Origin of the sequence: Paraburkholderia bannensis (assembly GCF_014200455.1) — a bacterium.
Taxonomy (GTDB): domain Bacteria; phylum Pseudomonadota; class Gammaproteobacteria; order Burkholderiales; family Burkholderiaceae; genus Paraburkholderia; species Paraburkholderia bannensis_A.
Genome location: NZ_JACHBW010000004.1, coordinates 52,882 through 67,388 on the forward strand (window position 1 = coordinate 52,882; position 14,507 = coordinate 67,388).

A 14,507-nucleotide genomic window follows, 5' to 3' on the forward strand; every position below is an offset into this window, starting at 1 on the left:
AGAAGCGTAGTATTGAAGGCGTCCCGCATGTTTCGAGGCAAGTCCATGTCCCGCGCCGCACCCGTGGTCCTGTTCGGCGCGTTCGATCGCCACAATTTCGGCGATCTGCTGTTTCCCCATGTGCTCGCCCGCATGCTTGCGCCGCGCGAGGTGCGGTTTGCAGGGCTTGCTGCGCGCGATCTACGCCGATTCGGCGGTCATCGAATCATGCCGGTCGGCCAGATCGCATCCGGCGATTCAGGCATCGATCTCATTCACGCAGGCGGCGAACTCCTGACCTGCGATGCGTGGGAAGCCGCTGTGATGCTCGCGCCGCCGGAACGCGTGCAAAGGCTCATTGCTGAGGAACCTGGGTGGAAAGCGGATCCGCTCGCGTGGTCGAAAGAACACCTGGGCATTGCAGCGCGTGCGCCCTATGTGCTCGCCAAAGCGACAATGCCCGCACCACGCACGGTCTTTCACGCGATGGGCGGCGCTGGCCTCGATCGCCGTGATCAGGCCTTTCAGCACGAAGTCATCGACAAACTCAAGCAAGCGGACGAAGTCAGCGTGCGCGACGCGCTCACTCAAACCCATCTGCGCGAACATGGCATCGATGCGCAACTGATCCCCGATCCCGCAGTCATGGTGGCGGAACTCTTCGGCACGCTTATACGCACTCGCGCGACAACAGCCCCTCTACAGGCGATAGCGAACGCGTTCCCGCAAGGCTATGCAGCGATTCAATTCGATACGAGCTTCGGCGACGATGCGACGCTCGACATCATCGCGCGCGAACTCGCATGCGTGGGCAAGGAATATGGAATCGGTATCGTGCTGTTTCGCGCCGGCGCCGCGCCGTGGCACGACAAGCTCGCAATTTACGCGCGCCTGAAGCAACGCGTGGCCGCCAATACGATTTTATTCGGCTCGCTGAACATCTGGGACATCTGCGCGTTGCTCGCATCGAGCCGCGTCTATGCAGGCAGCAGTTTGCACGGCAGGATCGTGGCGATGGCGTTCGCGCGGCCACGCGTGAACATCGCGCACAGAGAGGAAGTATTGCAGCCGCCCAAGCAGGCCGCTTTTGCGGCAACGTGGGAGCCGGCAGAGATCGCCGCGAAGGCGTATGTGGAGGATCTGGCGGCAGCCATCAGCAACGCATTGCGTGCGGATACCGCATTACTGCATCAGACGGCAGACGATCTGGCACGCCGCTATCGTGCGGCATTCGCAACGTCAATGTCATAAAAGCCCTTCAAGCAGGGCCTCAAAACGCAGCCGGCCCGCCGGCGAAACATGCCTTGTGGGCACATTTCGCACGACGGGCCGGCTGTGACGCCTGCTTGCCGACGCGCGGACGAACCGGCCGATCCGCCGCACGCGCCTGTCAGCTTGCGTATGAAGCAGTCAGGCTTCGATTAGAAGCGGTGACGCAGACCAACCGTTGCAGCGACCTGGTTTTGCGAGGTCGACGGCGACAGCGTGTTGATCATGGCAACGTTCGCACGGCCATTGCCGAACGAGCCCGATGCGTGCTGGTAGATGCCTTCGACGTACACGTCGGTGCGCTTCGACAGCGAGTAGTCAGCTTGCAGCGAAGCCGTCTGCCACTTCGGATCCGTCGAACCAGCCGAGCTCTTCAGCTTGCCGTCCGTGAACGTGTACGATGCGTCCAGGCTCAGGGCCGGGGTCAGCGCGTAGCGGCCGTTCAGCTCGAAGTTGTCGAGATGCAGGTTCGTGCCGGTCGGGATCGTGAAGTTCGTCGCCGAACCGTTTTGCGAGCCAGCCAGCAGGTTTTCGTATTGCGTGTGGGTCCACACGAAGCCGACCGTTGCCGGGCCGTACGTGTAGTTCACGCCTGCACCCATGGTGCGCTGCGTTTGCGCCGTCAGGTTGAAGTTGGTGCTGTTGCCTGCGTTCACTGCGCCGCTCGCAGCGTTCGACTGGCCAACCGAGGTGTTCATCTGCAGGTACGAAGCAGCGGCGTTCAACGGGCCGTTGTTGTACGAAGCACCGACGCTCCATGCGCGGTTGTTCGAGAACTGGCCAGCGTCGTTGCTGAAGCCGTACAGGCCGCCGAACTTGAAGCCAGCGTAGTTGACGCTCGTGTACTTGACCGAGTTCTTGATCGAGAACGAGTGGTCGAGGTTGTCGTTGTCAAACGGGTGAGCCGACAGGTTGTTGCCGTAGCCTGCGCCTGCTTCCGACAGCGGCGACAGGAAGTCAACCATCGAGTCGTACTGGCGGCCGAGCGTCAGCGTGCCGAAACGGTCGCTTTGCAGACCGACGAACGCCTGGCGGTTGAACATCGTGTTGCTTTCAGCTTGCTTGCCGTTGTTCAGGTTGAAGCCGTTTTCCAACGTGAAGATTGCATGCAGACCGCCGCCCAGGTCTTCGCTGCCCTTCAGGCCGAAGTACGTGTCGGACACGGCGCCGCTGCCCTGGTTCCAGGCTGCGTGGCCGCCTGCGTTGTTCGCGTAGACGATACCCGCATCCAGCGAACCGTACAGCGTGACGCTGCTTTGTGCGTGAGCCGAAACTGCGAACGCGCTCAGGACGCCCGCGATGATCAGAGTGTTCTTCATGACTTTCCTAAATTGAATGCTTTGACTTGCAGACCGCAATGAAATGAATCCGGGTATTGGACTCATCCCGCAATCTCCGGCGAAGTTTAAGTGTCACAGACATCAAAACGGATCATTTACGTGGTGGAACAGATATTTGCGAAATATGGAAATATCGGGCTTTCGGCGCTTAAAACCTTGTCTCAAAAGGGAAAATTCGCGCCGGGATCGTCATCTGCCTGTCACACACGTGTGGCAATCACGCGACGCCACAGTCCACTTAGAGAACTTGATTATTGTCAAAACAAGCTCAATTAGGACGCAATACCCGTGCTAATATTCCGCCGTCTGAGGTAACTCCGGAACAGTTACCAAGGACTAGTGGGGTGGCCGAGTCTGCGGTCACCCCATTTTTATTTGGGCCGTGCGATGTCTCGAAAACATCCCGAAAGAGTCCATCAAGCCCGCAGATACACAAAAGCCGGCGCACCGATAATCGGCACGCCGGCTCAGGGAAAATCCGCCAGTTAATTTACAACTCGTAACGCGCGATTACGGCACATTAATCAGCGTCGTAAAGCCGGCGCGAATGCTGGCTATTAATGCGCGCCTGCCGCACTTGAAGCATCGGCGGCGCTGCGCGAAGGCCGGGTAATCCAGATCAGCGGAATGATGGCGATAAAGATGATCGCCGATATATAGAAGATGTCATTCAGGCCCATCACCGCCGCCTGTGAATCCACCGAGTTGTTGAACAGCGCATAGGCCGAATCGCCGCCCAGATGCAGCGCGCCGCGCATCGTCTCCATCTGTTGCGTGAACACCGGGTTGGTGGGGCTCGCCTGCTCCGTGAGCCGCGCGTGGTGCAGGATCGTGCGGTCGTTGAAGGCGTTGCCGATCAATGAGGTCCCCACCGCGCCGCAGAACGTGCGCGCGAAGTTCGACAAGCCGGCGGCGGCCGGAATTTTTTCGGGCGGCAGACCCGAAAGAATAATCGAGGTGAGCGGCACGAAGAACATCGCCATCGGAATGCCTTGCAGCAGTGTGGGCAGCACGATGTCCCAGTGCGAAACGTCGGTATAGAACTGCGTGCGCATCATGAAGACCGCGGCGAAGCCGATGAAAGCGGCCGTCGCGATATAGCGCGGGTCGCTACGCGGCAACAGACGGCCGATGATGGGCGTGAGAAGCACCGCGAACACGCCCAGCGGCGCGGTTGCCAGCCCCGAATCCACAGCGCGATAGCCCAGATACCCTTGCATCCACTGCGGCAGCAGCACCAGTGTGCCGAAGAACATGCCGTACGCGACCGAGATCGAAATCGTGCCGCCCGCGAAATTGCGCTGCGTGAAGAGGCGAATATCGACCACCGGATTTTCGGCCGTGAGTTCCCACACGATAAAGAACGCGAAGCCCACCAGGGCGACCAGGCCCAGCGCCACGATCAGCGGCGAATCGAACCATGCGAGATCCTTGCCCTTGTCGAGCATGATCTGCAGCGACGCCACCCAGACGACCAGCAGGAACAGGCCGACGCCGTCGATCGGCAGGCGGCGCGTGGCCGATTCGCGTTCGCGATAGATGGCCCACGTGACCGCGGCGGCGAACAGGCCCACGGGAATGTTGATATAGAAGATCCACGACCAGTTGTAGTCGTAGGTGATCCAGCCGCCCAGCGAAGGTCCGGCGATCGGGCCGACCAGCGCCGTCATCGACCATAGCGCGAGCGCCGTCGACGACTTCTGTTTGGGCCACGAGCCAAGCAGCAGCGCCTGCGAAAGCGGCGCCAGCGGCCCCGCCACCACGCCTTGCAGAATCCGCGCGCCCAGCAGCGTGGGCAGGTTTGGCGCGATACCGCACAGCCACGAGGCGAGCACGAACAGCAGGATCGAGCTGACGAACAGCTTCACGGTGCCAAAGCGCTGCGTGAGCCAGCCCGTAAGCGGAATGGAGACGGCATTGGCCGCCGCGAAGATGGTGATGACCCACGTGCCTTCATCGACAGACACGCCGAGGTCGCCCGAGATGGTCGGGATCGCGACATTGGCGATCGACGAATCGAGCACATTCATGAACATCGCCAGCGACACGGCAACCGTGCCGATGGCGAGCTTGGCGCCGCTGAGCGGGGCGAGGGATTGCGGTGCAGACATGGAATACGCGTGTGATGGACAAGGACCGGCGGCTTGGCGCGGGCCACCCGGGAGCCTGACAGAGCATGGCCCTCAGATCAATGTGCAAACACGCATCAATCACTGACGGCTTCGGCAATAATGCGCGCAAACCGCTGTGTTTTACAAACCGCCTTTTACAAACCGCCTTTTACAAACCGCCAATTAATCAGTTGTTCATATCATTCGCATCGTAAGCGGCTAACGCATCAATCGCCCCTGAAATGCACCGTGCGTCTGGCGCGCTCGTCCACGGTGAGCGAGAACACGTCGGGGCGCGCATAGTGGCCCACCACGTCGAAGTCGTAACGGGCGCGCACCAGTTCGTCGGTGTCGATCTGCGCGCACACGAGGCCCGTCTCGCCGTGCAGCGGTCCCGCGAGAATATCGCCGAGCGGCCCGACGATCACGCTGCCGCCATTGATGAGCGCACGCGCGGGGTCCCAACCCGGCACCTCGATGCCGAGCGCGGCGGGCGACGGCTGCACCTGGCATGCGCTCACGACGAAGCAACGCCCTTCGTGCGCGATATGGCGCATCGAGCACTGCCAGACCTCGCGTTCATCGACAGTCGGCGCGCACCAGATCTGCACTCCCTTGGCGTACATGGCCGTGCGCAGCAGCGGCATATGATTTTCCCAGCAGATCGCCGCGCCCGCGACGCCCGCGCCGGTCTGCACCACCGGCAGCGTGGAGCCGTCGCCCTGCCCCCAGATCAGGCGTTCGGTGCCGGTGGGCATGAGCTTGCGATGCTTCGCCACCAGCCCTTCGCGCGGATCGAAGAACAACGCCGTGCAAAACAGCGAACTGCCCGCGCGCTCGATCACGCCGATCACGATCGACGCTTCGCAACGCGCGGCCAGCGCGCCGAGCGCCTCGGTTTCGGGACCCGGCACGTCGATGGCGTTCTCGTAGTAACGCGCGAAGGCCTCGCGTCCTTCGGGCAAACGGTAGCCCAGACGCGTGCCGAAAATTTCGCCCTTCGGATAGCCGCCCAGCACCGCCTCGGGCATGACGACGAGCGCGGCGCCCGAAGCGCGGATAGCCGCTTCGAACGAGAGAATATGGTCCAGCGTGGCGGCCTTGCCTTGCGGCAGCGAGCCGATCTGCAATGCGGCGACAGTCGATTTCGGCATGGGGGTTCTCCGTGATCCTGGGTTTTCCGCGCAACGCGGCGAATCCGTATCATGGCGGGGTCAAAACCTCGCGCCCACGCGCGCCGCCACTTTCTGCTATGCATGCCAGTGATATCTCCGGCGTCGATCTGAATCTGCTGAAGATCTTCGAAGCCCTGTTCGAAGAAGGCGGCGCGAGCCGCGCCGCGATCCGGCTGGACATGACGCAGTCGGCCGTGAGCGCCGCGCTCAAGCGTCTGCGCGTACTCTACGACGACCGTCTGTTCACACCCACCGGCCGCGGCCTCGCGCCGACGGCCCGGGCGCGCGAACTCAAGCCCGTCGTCACCGGGGCGCTCGACCGCGTGCGCCAGAGCCTGGCCATCGCTTCGCCGCATCCGGCCAGCTTTCTCGGGCGGGCTGTCGCCATCGGCCTATCGGACGATTTCGAACTGGCGCTGGGCCAGCCCATCATCGCGCAGGTGGCACGGCATGCGCCGGGGCTGCGCGTGATCTTTCGGCAGACTTACAGCCAGATCGTGAGCGACAGCCTGGCCAGCCAGGATATCGATCTGGCTATCGCGGCGGGCGGCTTTGGCGCGCGCGGGCTCAGCCATCAATCGCTCGGTCAGGGCGACTATGCGTGTCTCGTCGATGCGGCCACGCTGCCGCGCGAGGGCCTTACTAAGGGCCTGGGCGCGGGCAACAGTGAGAGCAACAGCGCGCTCCTGCTCGAAGATTTCGTGGCGCGCGGGCATATTCTGGTGTCCTCGGGCGGCGTGGTCGGCATCGTCGACGAAGCGCTGGCCGCGCAAGGCCTGAAGCGCACAGTGATTGCGTCGACCACCCACTTCGCCGCGCTTCCGCATCTGCTCAAGGGCACCGGGGCCGTCGCTACGATTCCGCGCCACGCCGCCAGTGCGATTGCGGCGCTCACCGGCCTGCGGCTGGTCGAATGCCCGCTCGCGCTGCCCGCTTATCCGATCGAGCTGGGCTGGCGCGCCAATGCGCTGCGCGACGCCGCCGTGGCCCGCGTACGTGACGCCATTGCCGCCTGCTCCGATTTACTGAACGCGCCGCGCGCCTGAAAAAATATTTCGCCGGAGCGCGACGGATTTTGCCCGCCCCACCCGTTCAAGGATGACAAGGACGCACGGACTGCCACGGCAGCACCGTGCACCCGTCAACAACAACGGGAGGGTTTCATGTTTCGCACACCGCTTCAGTCTTTCCGGTCGCTGCTCGTCGCCGCCACGTTGGCGCTCGCAGGCGGCAGCGCCATCGCCCAGACCGTCATCATCGCGCCGAACGCGCCGCCGCCGCCGCGCGTCGAAACCGTGCCGCCGTCGCGCGCGGGCTACGCCTGGGACCCCGGCCATTGGCGCTGGGACCACGGCGCCTATGTGTGGGCGCCAGGCCACTGGCAGCCGGTACGCGTGGGCCACCGCTGGATCCCCGGCCACTGGATCGAGCACGGGCCGAACTGGCGCTGGGTGCCGGGCCATTGGGCCTGATCCGGCAGACAAGGCGGCAATCATGAAGACACTGCTGATCATCGCGCTGGCCGCGGCCGTCCTCACGGGCTGCATCGTCGAACCCGCGCGCCCTGCGTATTACCGGCCCGCGGTCGTCGTATATTGAACGCCAGCGAACCGGCCGACACCGCCCTCACGGCGGCGCGGCGCGAACCGACGCAGGCCCTGGGAGGGCACGACGATGAGACCCGCACGGCTGCGCCCGCGCCGCAACCGCCACAACCGGACCGCGCCTTGAACGACGGTCGGGAACACGAGTCCGCGCGCGGGCTTGCGTCGAATACGGCGCGGGCGCCCGAGATCGATGCAAAAGCCGACGCCAAAGCCCACGCCAAAGCGGACCCCGACGCGAACCTGATTGCCCGCGTTGGCGCGCGCGATGCGGGCGCGGTGCGCTCGCTCGTCCTGAACAAGCTGCCGCGCCTGCTCGCGCTCGCGACGCGCATGCTGAGCGACCGCATGGAAGCCGAGGACGTGGCCCAGGAGGCGTTCATGCGTATCTGGAAACAGGCGCCGCACTGGCGCACCGGCGAAGCGAAATTCGACACGTGGCTGCATCGCGTCGCGCTCAATCTCTGCTATGACCGCCTGCGCGGCCATCGTGAAACACTCGCGCCCGACGCAAGCGCCTTGAACGAAGAAGCCGATCCCGCCGCGCGCCCCGACGAGCGCTTCGAATCGCGTTCGCGCGACGCCCGCGTGCGCGACGCGCTGGCCGCGTTGCCGGTACGCCAACGCGAAGCCCTCGTGCTCACTTATTATCAAGTTGCCTTATACGCATGGAAGCTTTGCCACGCAAGGCGCGCAGAAGATTCGCTTCTAATATTTTTCGAAAAAAACAGGTACGATTTGACGGGGCTTTGCGGGAAGGCGATGGGGAAATATTAGAAAAAATTTTCCCCATCTAACGCTGTTCGCACAGCCTCTAGGCTGTAAATACAAAATACAGCTTAGAGGCTGTTAAACCGCTGCCGTAGGCTTTGCGACAATAGCCGCGAGACGGCTAACGACGAGATCAATGTCATGGTCGCCGAGATCGAGACCGCCTGGCCACGCCGCCGTATCGATGATGCGATGGCCGTTCGGCAGCAGGTGCAGCATCTCGCCGGGCCGGTGAATCCATCGGCCATCCAGCCGTGGATACCCGAACCAGCAATCCGCTCCGTTCCCGACGATGACAAGGCGCGCGAGCTGGCAGGCGTACGTCTGGTAATAAGCGAGGTTTGCGCCCTTCGGTGGCTCGAATGCATGCAGCGCGCCGATCTGCGAGGCCGGAAGGAACAGCGGCGTGTACGTCGCGCGCCAGCCGCCCAGAGAATGCCCTTCGACATTGAAGACCGTGCCGCTCGGCACCTGCGCCTTCGCCCATGCCCAGATGTCCGCGCAGCCGTCGAACGCGCCGCGTGTCACCTCGACCCCGCCGCCTAGCGCAACCGGGCGCGTGTCGATGTCATCCATCAGATCGCCTAGCTTGCCCGCGCTGAAGCGCGTGCCACTGATCGACAGATAGATGCCAGCCGCATCGCTCGACAGCACCGCCTGGCTGTCGCCGTCCTTGAAGTGCCCGATCCAGTGCAGCCCGAGCGCTTCAAATGCCGCGCGCGACTGCGCCGCGTCGATGACATAAGCCGCATCGGCACGGCGCGCCGCGGCAAGAATAGCCGCGAAGTCCATTACTGGCTCGCGGCAACTGGCGCGGAGGCAGCCGTCGCGGTCGATGCTGCCGACGCTGCCGCTGCGGCCACGGTCGCCTTGTACTGCGCGAGTGCGTTCTTGAGCGAGCCCTGGAACGCGCCGATCGCCGCCTTGATCAGCGCCTGGTCGGTCGAGTTGAGCGACGAGATGCCACCCACTGCGGTCTGCGCGGCCGTCGTCGACGAGTCGATGATGCTGTTGATCGACGTCAGATCGAGCGTCGAGTTGATCGTGCAAGCGAGCGTGAGATCGCCATTGAACGTCGAGAAGCCGGGCGACGCATTGAGAATGATCGCGAACGGCTGAATCGTCGGCTGGATGACGTTACAGGCGGCCGTAACAGCTGCCTGGAACTTCTCTGCCGCCTGCTGTGCGGCGACGACCGGAGAAACAGCCGTGGTCGACGTGGATCCGGGAACGGCGCAACCCGAAATCGCGAGCGCAGCGAGGCCTGCCGCGATTGCGGCAATGATCTTCTTCATGGTGGATTACCTTCGAGAGATGTGCCGCGGGCGCGGCGATGATGGGTGCTGCGTGGAGCGGGTGATGCGTGGAGCGGGTGATGCGAGGTGGTTACTGCGCCGGCGTCGCGGCGGCGCGCGAGGCAATACGGTTGATTGCCGCGTGGACTGCGACGCAGATCAGGCCGGTGACGAGCGCTGAGACACTCGCGGGAACCGGCGCGTGCGTGATCGCGCCAAGCGCCCAACTCACGACCGGCTCGACCGTCGCCGCGCTGATCGTGATGCCGCCGGTGACGATGCTGGATGTCTGATTCATCTTTGCTCCTACTTTTCGTGGTGGATAACTTCGACGGGCGAAAACTGATACCCGTCGCGCCCATATTTCTGGGCGATATAGATCGGGAACGGCAGCGCGTGAATGCCCTCGTCTTTCCCGGTGTGATGCGCTTTGCAGAGCAGCAGGCCGTTGACAGTCATGTCGTCGACGAACTGCTCCCAGTGCGTGAATGACGCCCAATCAAACGAGCGGATCGACTCGCCCCAGAAGCCCGCGAGAGCGTCGCGCTTGAAGTGCTCCCAGTCGATCATCTCGGCGAAGCAGCGCTCGATCGGGTGGTGGTGCGCCTCGAGCGGATGGCCCGATTCTTCAGCCGTTGCGTTGCAGACGAAGCAACGCGCGCCGTCGCGCGCGAGCAGTTGCTTGCGCGAGCGCTCGAACAGCGCGGTCGTCTTGCGCGGCTCGTGGCCGGGGATGTTCACTTCGACGGAAAGGGTTTCTTTCTCTTCGTGGATCTGCTCGACAGTCATGGCCGTAAACGAAAAAAGCCGCTCAATGCGGCGTATGTTTGTCACGCATAAAGTGGAAATATGCGTGTGAGGAATTTCTTACGCTACACCTGATGCAACCGGCATAACGCCGGTGCGCATTGCCTGGCACAACCGCACAGCGCGATCACCTACCTGCTTGAACCACAGCGAGTTCTGCATCTCGTCAGCGGCCACGTCCCATGCGCCTTCTTTCATCGCGGAAATCGCCTTCTCGAAGCCCAGAAACTTGGTGATGCCCAGATTGAAGGCCATGTTTGCGACAACACGCTGGCGCACCTCGCAGAGCGTTCCCCACCACTTCGCGCTCGCGTTCAACTGCGCGATCGTATTGGCCACGTCCGTGATCAGGAGCTGCGTGATCTGCGCCTGCGACAACGGGTAGGTCCAACCCGCTGGCAGCGGTGACGCGGTGAGGTTGTGGCCCACGCCGACTGTCAGATTCCCTGTGGTGTCTTTGTAGGGCACGGTGCGCACGCCCTCATCTCGGCGCAACTCCGTATAGAGAAGCGTCAGAATCATGATTCCCCCGGCCAGCGGCCATGCAAGAGCGCCCAGATCGCAGCGGCGATAGTGATGAACGGGCCGAACCAGATGACGGCCTTGCGCACCACACGCCCCGTCGCCGTGAAGAAGCTGATGCCGCTCTTCGCCATCTTCAGAAGCTCGACGAGCTCTTTCGTGTTTGATTCGACGCGCAGCGTGACCGCTGTGTTGTTCGCCATCTCAAGCTTGTTTTCCGCCATGTACTGCTCGAAGTTCGTCATGCGGGACTCCATTTCGAGGCGCCACTGTTGGTCTGCAGCGCGCCTATCGATCAGTTCGTGGCTCAAAGAGATCCCCGGAGAGAGCGACCGCTGCGACGGCGGCCGGAATAAAAAAAGCCGCCCTAAGGCGGCTAGTGCTAGATTTCCTGTTCTAAAACGCATTTCCATCAACGGGGTATGCGTTTTGGATTTCCGAGACTAACTATGGGGTACATCGTGGAAGAACAAGAAAACAAACTTTATATGCCCGTTTTCGATTGCCTGATGTGGGCGAAAGCCACGCTTGAAGTCGGAAACAAGTTGATTGTTCCGAAGATGGTCCCGCGCGATGAATCTCGCATCAACGAGCACTTCTTCGTGATCTCGATCATGAAGCTGAGCAACTGGTGCGACGTTCTTCAAGCCCTAGACGATCGGTTTTCGGAACCCTGCAAAATAATCTCCGACGTGGTCACTGAGGACGTAAAGAATGTCAGAGACATGCGCGAACACGATGATGAATACCTGCAGGGCAGCGGCCGTCGAAAAGACAAATTCATGTTCCAGGCCGAAGACTTCAGCTCAGACGCAAGTGCGACAATAGCGCGCGACGGCGAATACTTGATCGGCGGCCGTGTACACGTGCAAAAATTGATGGATGCGGCTGGTCGCTTCACCGCTGCGGTCGAAGCTTTGCTTGAAGACGTGGGGCTCGGCTGGATGAAAAAGCGATAGCCCAAATTTCTTGACACATAGGCCGAATCGGCCTACCTTATCGGACAGCGGCTGCACTCCCGTGCGGCCCACCATCCGATGAGGAAAATATGATCCATCTCTTTCGCGCCCATCGCGGCGCCGGAAACGCTCGCCATGCTTTATCACCCGCCTTCGCCGGAAGATCTGGCGCGTCTCAAAGAGGAGCTAGGACTCAGCAGCGCGCAGATGGCGAAGTTGTTCGGCCTGTCCGGTGGGCGGCATTGGCGCAAGTACACGGGCGGCGAGCAGCCGCAACCGATCAGCCCACTGCCGCTGTTCTTCGCAATGGCGCAACTCGAACTGGACGCCGAGACCATCGAACGGGTCCTGCAACGCATGCGCCACATCGGGGCGACGATCGATTTGAACGCCGATTCCCCGGTGCCGGATGGAGAGCAGCAGCCGTAGCGATGGCGCTCGGCTGTGCTGCGGTCTCGCAGGCTCACGCTGATAGCATCAGCGACTACATCAAATTCGAAGCTGGTTTCGGCTTCGGCGTCGCCAAGGATATGGGTGACGGAGTGTGGGTTCAGGACGGCGCACCCGACAACCGCGAGAAGCTGACCTTCCCCGCGCTCCTCGCCGGATTCACCGGTCCCCTCTGGGCGAGTGGCCCATGGGACGTGAGCTGGCACGTCGGTTACACCTACCTTGGCGAGCAGCGCGCCTCCGTCATGGGTGTCCCCGACGATCAATACAACCCCAAAACCCATCAGATCGTGGACTATGGCGGCGAGCGCTATAGCCCTTTCAATGGCCACGGTCATCTCCAGGGCATTCCGGCCACGCTCGACGTCGGCTACACCTACCGCGGCTGGCGACTTGGCACCGAGGTCGGCGCGTGGGTCTACTGGCAGACGTGGCACGAATCGCTCTACGACCTAAGCGGTCAATGGGACGATCTCTCGCACAAGACCGTCGCGCAAGTCGGTTTTGTCGCAGGCGCATCGATCTCGCGCGGCCCACTTTCGCTGTCCTATCGATACTACCAGGTCAGCCAGAAGTGGAATCCCTATCCCGGACTTGCGACCGGGGCACATGTGCTAATGCTCAGGTACCGTTTCTAACGATCAATCAGGTTACGCCGGAAGTCGCTGGGGCGACCAGCACCCCGTTTTCAACGGTGTAACCTGGCATCGCGACAATTTGTTCCAACTGCTCCTGTTCGATCTCTAGTACTGCTTGAGTGGTCGATACCGGCCCAGAGCAAAATGCGACGATCTCTCCGGTCGAGATCACATACGTCACTGATGCCATCTATCGACCCTCCTTCAGGGCGGCGATTTCCAACTTCATGCTGTCCATTTCACGAAGCAACTTTCGCAGCACTGCCGCGTGAATGGGAATGATCTGCTGGTAATCGACGTGCAACTCGGCGTTCGCTGGCGAAACGAAGCCGTCGTCATCAACCATCTCTGCGAGTTCGTCAACATCATGGGAAGTCAGCAACTGCATGAACCGACCATCAACGGCCTTGCCAACATCCTGCGCAATGAAACCCGCCTCGGGAGTGCCGCGCTTGAGATAGGTCTTGGGTTCCACCGTGCGAACAAACTTTTCCGCATCGTTTTCACTCAGCCCCTCGATCTGCGTCTTGATACGAATATCGGACGTGGTCCAGAACTGACCGGCCATCGAACCAGACGTCGTATAGAAGCCACATCCGAGAGAGCTTGTTGTCGTGGAGTTTCCTGCTCCTGTGTTATTCAGATAGCCGAAGGTGGACGCACTATGACTCACGGAACCCGTTGAGTTAACGGCGCCACCTACTGATAGAGCCCCCCCAAAGGTAGATCCCGCGCCCGATGTATCGAGGCCGCATGCCCCAGCAACAGTCAGCGTACCGCTCATGTTGATCAGACCGGCAAACACCGCGCTGTTTGCCAGAGTCAGTGAGCCTCCATTTATTACGAGGCCGCCCTGGACGTTTATACCCCCAGCAGAAACTGCAATTCCGCCGCTGCTTACCGTGAGGTTAGTGACTGTTGGCGACGCTTTGGGGGCGTACGACGTAAGCGCAGTTGTCATCTGCCCGTACTGCACAGCATGCAAACCCTGTGTAGCCGGAGGAACCTGCTGCGCACCACCTGCGCATTCCATGAGCACACATATGGGATTGCCGCTGTTCACACCAACAATCGTGGCATGGACAAGAATGGCCATCGAGCCAGCGACGAGTTCGCCGCCCTGCAGCGGCTGCAGGCCCAACCCATAGATCGGAATTGCCGTGAGGCCGTCGGGGGCATACGTCGACGCGCCCGTGTTCGCATAGCCAATCTTCACGACCTGCACGACCCCATCAACCCAAGTGCCCGACACGAGTGGCGGCGTATTCACGGCGGTATAGACGTTCGCTGCGCCAGTGTCCGTGAGCACAACGGTGTTTTGGCCGATACGCTTGATGGCCGACAGTACCTGGTTGTAGGTCGTCTTGCTCAGCGGGATACCCGCGCCCAGTACGACGTTCACGAGCTCCATCATGATCATATTCATGAAGTCAGCATCGAGAATCGTCGCAGGCACTCCGCTTACAGGATTGCCATTTGTGAAATAGCCCTGCGTGCCTGCGGCGGCAGGCGCCGGCAGCGAACTCGCTGCCGTGGACTGATCAGTCTGGAACATTCCGGCTCCAAAAGCAAAAAGCCCGCTCTTGG

The 14,507-nt window shown here is 61.7% G+C and carries 18 protein-coding genes; 7 read left to right on the forward strand and 11 right to left on the reverse strand.

Annotation, left to right across the window (positions count from 1 at the left end; genetic code table 11):
* The first annotated feature begins 45 nt into the window (after positions 1-45).
* Positions 46-1,230 (forward strand): polysaccharide pyruvyl transferase family protein, encoded by a 1,185-nt coding sequence (locus F4827_RS08235; protein ID WP_183723468.1) that lies wholly within the window; start codon positions 46-48, stop codon positions 1,228-1,230.
* A gap of 170 nt (positions 1,231-1,400) precedes the next feature.
* Here the strand turns inward: F4827_RS08235 and F4827_RS08240 are convergent, their stop codons facing one another.
* The 3 genes from F4827_RS08240 to F4827_RS08250 form a co-directional block, all read right to left on the reverse strand.
* Entirely contained in the window at positions 1,401-2,567 is a 1,167-nt protein-coding gene (locus F4827_RS08240) for a porin (protein WP_183723469.1), read from the reverse strand.
* Positions 2,568-3,145: 578 nt separating this feature from the next.
* Complete coding sequence (locus tag F4827_RS08245; protein WP_183723470.1) at positions 3,146-4,699, reverse strand: DHA2 family efflux MFS transporter permease subunit; 1,554 nt, start codon at positions 4,697-4,699, stop codon at positions 3,146-3,148.
* A 227-nt stretch (positions 4,700-4,926) separates the two neighbouring features.
* Positions 4,927-5,853 carry a carbon-nitrogen hydrolase family protein gene (locus F4827_RS08250; RefSeq protein WP_183723471.1) on the reverse strand — a complete coding sequence of 309 codons (927 nt, stop codon included), beginning with the start codon at positions 5,851-5,853 and terminating at the stop codon, positions 4,927-4,929.
* Positions 5,854-5,951: 98 nt separating this feature from the next.
* Here F4827_RS08250 and F4827_RS08255 point away from each other — a divergent pair, with 98 nt between their 5' ends.
* The 3 genes from F4827_RS08255 (at position 5,952) to F4827_RS08265 (ending at position 8,255) form a co-directional block, all read left to right on the forward strand.
* The gene (locus F4827_RS08255; RefSeq protein WP_183723472.1) at positions 5,952-6,920 is read left to right on the forward strand and encodes a LysR family transcriptional regulator; all 969 of its coding nucleotides are present in this window, start codon (positions 5,952-5,954) and stop codon (positions 6,918-6,920) included.
* 117 nt (positions 6,921-7,037) lie between these two features.
* The gene (locus F4827_RS08260; protein ID WP_183723473.1) at positions 7,038-7,346 is read left to right on the forward strand and encodes a YXWGXW repeat-containing protein; all 309 of its coding nucleotides are present in this window, start codon (positions 7,038-7,040) and stop codon (positions 7,344-7,346) included.
* 255 nt (positions 7,347-7,601) lie between these two features.
* The gene (locus F4827_RS08265; protein WP_260175051.1) at positions 7,602-8,255 is read left to right on the forward strand and encodes an RNA polymerase sigma factor; all 654 of its coding nucleotides are present in this window, start codon (positions 7,602-7,604) and stop codon (positions 8,253-8,255) included.
* 72 nt (positions 8,256-8,327) lie between these two features.
* On the opposite strand, the gene F4827_RS08270 is transcribed toward F4827_RS08265, so the two are convergent.
* The 6 genes from F4827_RS08270 to F4827_RS08295 all read right to left on the reverse strand — a co-directional run bounded on the left by F4827_RS08270 (position 8,328) and on the right by F4827_RS08295 (position 11,118).
* Positions 8,328-9,041 carry a hypothetical protein gene (locus tag F4827_RS08270; protein ID WP_183723474.1) on the reverse strand — a complete coding sequence of 238 codons (714 nt, stop codon included), beginning with the start codon at positions 9,039-9,041 and terminating at the stop codon, positions 8,328-8,330.
* Positions 9,041-9,544, reverse strand: coding sequence for a hypothetical protein (locus tag F4827_RS08275; protein WP_183723475.1), 504 nt, complete (start codon positions 9,542-9,544; stop codon positions 9,041-9,043). The genes F4827_RS08270 and F4827_RS08275 overlap by 1 nt, the downstream gene beginning before the upstream one ends.
* A gap of 91 nt (positions 9,545-9,635) precedes the next feature.
* Entirely contained in the window at positions 9,636-9,842 is a 207-nt protein-coding gene (locus F4827_RS08280; protein ID WP_183723476.1) for a hypothetical protein, read from the reverse strand.
* Positions 9,843-9,850: 8 nt separating this feature from the next.
* On the reverse strand, positions 9,851-10,333 hold the full coding sequence (locus F4827_RS08285; RefSeq protein WP_183723477.1) for a hypothetical protein: 483 nt from the start codon (positions 10,331-10,333) through the stop codon (positions 9,851-9,853).
* Positions 10,334-10,411: 78 nt separating this feature from the next.
* Positions 10,412-10,873 carry a glycoside hydrolase family protein gene (locus F4827_RS08290; protein ID WP_183723478.1) on the reverse strand — a complete coding sequence of 154 codons (462 nt, stop codon included), beginning with the start codon at positions 10,871-10,873 and terminating at the stop codon, positions 10,412-10,414.
* Positions 10,870-11,118 carry a hypothetical protein gene (locus tag F4827_RS08295; protein ID WP_183723479.1) on the reverse strand — a complete coding sequence of 83 codons (249 nt, stop codon included), beginning with the start codon at positions 11,116-11,118 and terminating at the stop codon, positions 10,870-10,872. Before F4827_RS08295 ends, F4827_RS08290 begins: the two co-directional genes overlap by 4 nt.
* 216 nt (positions 11,119-11,334) lie before the next feature.
* Between F4827_RS08295 and F4827_RS08300 the strand changes: the two genes are divergently transcribed.
* The 3 genes from F4827_RS08300 to F4827_RS08310 all read left to right on the forward strand — a co-directional run bounded on the left by F4827_RS08300 (position 11,335) and on the right by F4827_RS08310 (position 12,920).
* Positions 11,335-11,832, forward strand: coding sequence for a hypothetical protein (locus F4827_RS08300; protein ID WP_221303632.1), 498 nt, complete (start codon positions 11,335-11,337; stop codon positions 11,830-11,832).
* A 135-nt stretch (positions 11,833-11,967) separates the two neighbouring features.
* Positions 11,968-12,261, forward strand: coding sequence for an XRE family transcriptional regulator (locus tag F4827_RS08305; protein ID WP_183723481.1), 294 nt, complete (start codon positions 11,968-11,970; stop codon positions 12,259-12,261).
* 2 nt (positions 12,262-12,263) lie between these two features.
* On the forward strand, positions 12,264-12,920 hold the full coding sequence (locus tag F4827_RS08310) for a hypothetical protein (protein WP_183723482.1): 657 nt from the start codon (positions 12,264-12,266) through the stop codon (positions 12,918-12,920).
* 7 nt (positions 12,921-12,927) lie between these two features.
* Here F4827_RS08310 and F4827_RS08315 read toward each other — a convergent pair whose 3' ends face one another.
* Both F4827_RS08315 and F4827_RS08320 read right to left on the reverse strand, forming a co-directional pair.
* Complete coding sequence (locus F4827_RS08315) at positions 12,928-13,110, reverse strand: hypothetical protein (RefSeq protein ID WP_183723483.1); 183 nt, start codon at positions 13,108-13,110, stop codon at positions 12,928-12,930.
* Entirely contained in the window at positions 13,111-14,475 is a 1,365-nt protein-coding gene (locus F4827_RS08320; RefSeq protein WP_183723484.1) for a tail fiber domain-containing protein, read from the reverse strand.
* Positions 14,476-14,507 lie beyond the last annotated feature (32 nt).

What these genes read in the sequence shown, in the direction of transcription:
- F4827_RS08235 (WP_183723468.1), top strand. Translation starts at nt 46, where the DNA reads ATGTCCCGCGCCGCACCCGTGGTCCTGTTCGGCGCGTTCGATCGCCAC.
- F4827_RS08240 (WP_183723469.1), bottom strand. Translation starts at nt 2,567, where the DNA reads ATGAAGAACACTCTGATCATCGCGGGCGTCCTGAGCGCGTTCGCAGTT.
- F4827_RS08245 (WP_183723470.1), bottom strand. Translation starts at nt 4,699, where the DNA reads ATGTCTGCACCGCAATCCCTCGCCCCGCTCAGCGGCGCCAAGCTCGCC.
- F4827_RS08250 (WP_183723471.1), bottom strand. Translation starts at nt 5,853, where the DNA reads ATGCCGAAATCGACTGTCGCCGCATTGCAGATCGGCTCGCTGCCGCAA.
- F4827_RS08255 (WP_183723472.1), top strand. Translation starts at nt 5,952, where the DNA reads ATGCATGCCAGTGATATCTCCGGCGTCGATCTGAATCTGCTGAAGATC.
- F4827_RS08260 (WP_183723473.1), top strand. Translation starts at nt 7,038, where the DNA reads ATGTTTCGCACACCGCTTCAGTCTTTCCGGTCGCTGCTCGTCGCCGCC.
- F4827_RS08270 (WP_183723474.1), bottom strand. Translation starts at nt 9,041, where the DNA reads ATGGACTTCGCGGCTATTCTTGCCGCGGCGCGCCGTGCCGATGCGGCT.
- F4827_RS08275 (WP_183723475.1), bottom strand. Translation starts at nt 9,544, where the DNA reads ATGAAGAAGATCATTGCCGCAATCGCGGCAGGCCTCGCTGCGCTCGCG.
- F4827_RS08280 (WP_183723476.1), bottom strand. Translation starts at nt 9,842, where the DNA reads ATGAATCAGACATCCAGCATCGTCACCGGCGGCATCACGATCAGCGCG.
- F4827_RS08285 (WP_183723477.1), bottom strand. Translation starts at nt 10,333, where the DNA reads ATGACTGTCGAGCAGATCCACGAAGAGAAAGAAACCCTTTCCGTCGAA.
- F4827_RS08290 (WP_183723478.1), bottom strand. Translation starts at nt 10,873, where the DNA reads ATGATTCTGACGCTTCTCTATACGGAGTTGCGCCGAGATGAGGGCGTG.
- F4827_RS08295 (WP_183723479.1), bottom strand. Translation starts at nt 11,118, where the DNA reads ATGACGAACTTCGAGCAGTACATGGCGGAAAACAAGCTTGAGATGGCG.
- F4827_RS08305 (WP_183723481.1), top strand. Translation starts at nt 11,968, where the DNA reads ATGCTTTATCACCCGCCTTCGCCGGAAGATCTGGCGCGTCTCAAAGAG.
- F4827_RS08310 (WP_183723482.1), top strand. Translation starts at nt 12,264, where the DNA reads ATGGCGCTCGGCTGTGCTGCGGTCTCGCAGGCTCACGCTGATAGCATC.
- F4827_RS08315 (WP_183723483.1), bottom strand. Translation starts at nt 13,110, where the DNA reads ATGGCATCAGTGACGTATGTGATCTCGACCGGAGAGATCGTCGCATTT.
- F4827_RS08320 (WP_183723484.1), bottom strand. Translation starts at nt 14,475, where the DNA reads ATGTTCCAGACTGATCAGTCCACGGCAGCGAGTTCGCTGCCGGCGCCT.